Source organism: Mycobacterium sp. IS-1496 (assembly GCF_001499995.1).
In the GTDB taxonomy this organism is placed as follows: domain Bacteria; phylum Actinomycetota; class Actinomycetes; order Mycobacteriales; family Mycobacteriaceae; genus Mycobacterium.
Genome location: NZ_LQIU01000058.1, coordinates 1 through 3,000 on the forward strand (window position 1 = coordinate 1; position 3,000 = coordinate 3,000).

At 70.5% G+C, this 3,000-nt stretch carries 5 protein-coding genes; 4 read left to right on the forward strand and 1 reads right to left on the reverse strand.

Annotated elements, in window-relative coordinates:
* Nucleotides 1-350: hypothetical protein (locus AU195_RS22540; protein ID WP_059161252.1), on the reverse strand; the 350-nt coding region annotated here is incomplete at its 3' end.
* Between the two features lie 182 nt (nucleotides 351-532).
* Between AU195_RS22540 and rimP the strand changes: the two genes are divergently transcribed.
* The 4 genes from rimP to AU195_RS22555 all read left to right on the forward strand — a co-directional run.
* Nucleotides 533-1,096: a ribosome maturation factor RimP gene (gene rimP / locus AU195_RS22545; protein WP_059161253.1), complete on the forward strand. Its 564-nt coding sequence runs from the start codon at nucleotides 533-535 to the stop codon at nucleotides 1,094-1,096.
* Nucleotides 1,093-2,136 (forward strand): transcription termination factor NusA, encoded by a 1,044-nt coding sequence (gene nusA / locus AU195_RS22550; RefSeq protein ID WP_059161250.1) that lies wholly within the window; start codon nucleotides 1,093-1,095, stop codon nucleotides 2,134-2,136. The genes rimP and nusA overlap by 4 nt, the downstream gene beginning before the upstream one ends.
* Before the next feature lie 170 nt (nucleotides 2,137-2,306).
* Entirely contained in the window at nucleotides 2,307-2,555 is a 249-nt protein-coding gene (locus AU195_RS25445) for a YlxR family protein (RefSeq protein ID WP_286149456.1), read from the forward strand.
* 78 nt (nucleotides 2,556-2,633) lie between these two features.
* Nucleotides 2,634-3,000, forward strand: a 367-nt coding sequence (locus AU195_RS22555; RefSeq protein WP_172800687.1) for a translation initiation factor IF-2 N-terminal domain-containing protein, incomplete at its 3' end; no start/stop codon positions are given.

The following is a 3,000-nucleotide window of genomic DNA, read 5'->3' on the forward strand; positions in this document are numbered from 1 at the left end:
ACGGTCGCTGGTCTGGCCGGTGCGGCGGTACTCGTCGAGGCGGTGGTGGTCGGGGCTTCGGTGCCGACCAGCCGGACGAGTTCGTCGCCCAGCGCCCGGGCGTGCGCGTCGCGTTCGGCGGCCACCGCGGTCAGTGTCTGCTTCAGGGGCGTGCGCGCGGTCGCGGCGGCGTCGGTGGCGAGCCGGCTGTCGGCGCGGGCCCGGTCGAGCTGGGCGGTGAGCTCGTCGACCTCCGGTGGCGGCGGTGCGGAGCCGCACGCCGCCGCGGACACGCCCAGCGCCGCCAGCGCCGCGGCGCCGGCCAGCAGACGGCGCCTGCTGAGGATGTCGGGGGCGGAGGCGCTCGGCACGAGCAACATCCTGCCATTGCCGGCCCGGCGGTCCGCGGCTCGACGAGCGTGCCGCGTCGGGCGGTGTCACGTTCGCTGTCTGCCCAGGCGGGCCTGGCGTATCGTGAATAGTCGATCACGGCGGCCACCGAGGCCGGCCGCCGGCACGCGTTTCAGGACAATTCAAGATGAGGGAGCTCGTCGTGGCACCGGAGCCGAAATTGCGGCCGGCGGGGTTGCCGTCGCAGGAGCAGGTGATGGAGCTACTCGACGGCGAATTCGCCCGCGCCGGATACGAGATCGAGAACGTCGTCATCGACGGCGGGGCGCGCCCGCCGCGCATCACCGTCGTCGTCGACGGCGACCGCCCCCTCGACCTGGACACCATCGCGAGTTTGTCGCGCTCGGCATCGGAACACCTCGACCAGGTCGACCAGTCGGCCGGCGCGGCCACCTACGTCCTGGAGGTGACCTCCCCGGGGGTGGACAGACCGCTGACCACCGAGAAGCACTACCGGCGGGCGCGCGGCCGCAAGGTGGAACTGACCCTGTCCGACGGCTCGCAGCTGACCGGCCGGCTGGGTCCGCTCACCGACGGCGGCGACGCGGTGTCGCTGGTGGTCCGCGAAGGTGCACGCGCCGACTTCTCGGTGCGTGAGCTGCCGCTGGAGGGAATCGTCAAAGCCGTTGTCCAGGTGGAATTCTCACCACCGAGCCAGCGTGAGCTGGAACTGACCGGCCAACCGGGAGAGGAGGCCGGAGCGTGAACATCGACATGGCGGCCCTGCACGCCATCGAGGCGGACAAGGGTATCTCGGTCGACGTCGTCGTGGACACGATCAAGTCGGCGCTGCTGACCGCATACCGTCACACCGAAGGTCACCAGTCGGACGCGCGCATCGACATCGACCGCAAGAGCGGTGCGGTGAAGGTGATGGCGCGCGAGACCGATGCCGACGGCAACCTGATCCAGGAGTGGGACGACACCCCGGAGGGGTTCGGCCGGATCGCCGCCACCACGGCGCGCCAGGTCATCCTGCAGCGCCTGCGCGACGCGGAGAACGAGAAGAACTACGGCGAGTTCTCCGCCCGGGAGGGCGACATCGTCGCCGGGGTCATCCAGCGGGATGCCCGCGCGAACGCCCGCGGCCTGGTCGTGGTGCGGATGGGCAGCGAGACCAAGGGCAACGAGGGGGTCATCCCGTCCGCCGAGCAGGTGCCCGGCGAACGCTACGAGCACGGCGACCGGCTGCGCTGCTACGTCGTCGGCGTCACCCGCGGCGCGCGGGAACCGCTGATCACGCTGTCGCGCACCCACCCGAACCTGGTGCGGAAACTGTTCAGTCTCGAGGTCCCCGAGATCAACGAGGGTTCGGTCGATATCGTCGCGGTCGCGCGTGAGGCCGGGCACCGGTCGAAGATCGCGGTGGCCTCGCGCGTCCCCGGGCTCAACGCCAAGGGCGCCTGCATCGGGCCGATGGGCCAGCGGGTCCGCAACGTGATGAGCGAACTGTCCGGCGAGAAGATCGACATCATCGACTACGACGAGGATCCGGCGCGGTTCGTGGCCAACGCGCTGTCGCCGGCCAAGGTCGTGTCGGTCAGCGTCATCGACGAACAGACCCGGGCCGCGCGGGTCGTGGTGCCCGATTTCCAGTTGTCGCTGGCGATCGGCAAGGAAGGGCAGAACGCCCGGCTCGCGGCCCGGCTGACCGGGTGGCGGATCGACATCCGCAGCGACGCCGCACCCCCCGATCAGCACCGGCCCGGTTCCGACGCCCCGCAATCGGCGGTACGTGACAGGTAGTGCGACGGCCGTTTCGGTTCGCGGGGACCGGGGCGCTAGACTCAACCGTGAGCCAGCGCGAGATTCCGGTGTCGCCGCATCGAAGTACGTCAGCCCCCTCGGGGCCCGTGCGGACGTGTGTGGGATGCCGGAGGCGAGAGCTGGCCGCCGAACTGCTTCGAGTGGCCGCTGTGGTCGACGGGAACGGTGAATGCGCCGCGACCGTTGACACAACGGGTAATCTGCCCGGGCGGGGTGCCTGGTTGCATCCCGACGCGCAGTGTCTACACGCGGCGATCCGGCGGCGAGCGTTCGTCCGAGCGCTGCGAATCACCGGTTCACCGGACCTATCCGCGGTGATCGAGCACGTCGAGAGTGTTTCGGCGGGTTCGCCTCACCCGGCAAGAGAACAGGTAGCGAAGAACATGAGCACACCGTGAAGTCCCGATGACCATGCGTCATAGCTAACCCGAGGCGCGGCGCCTACCACCGCTGTCGCCTCTAGAGATGGAGATGTAGTGGCAGGTAAGGCTCGCGTGCACGAGTTGGCAAAGGAACTCGGTGTCACCAGCAAAGAATTGCTCGCAACGCTCAAAGAGCAGGGCGAGTTCGTCAAGTCGGCCTCCTCGACAGTCGAGGCTCCCGTAGCGCGCCGGTTGCGCGAGAAGTTCGGCACCAAGTCCGCGCCCGACACCGCCAAGAGCGCAGGCAACGGAGCGCCGGCCGCACCCGCCACCTCCGCGACACCGGCCACGGCCGCCGCGGCCGCGGCGCCGGCTCCGACCCCGGCACCGCCGGCTCCCGCGAAACCGGCGGCTCCCAAGCCCGCCGCACCGCAGCCCGCCGCACCGCCGCAACCGGCGGCCCCGGCTCAGCCCGCAGCGG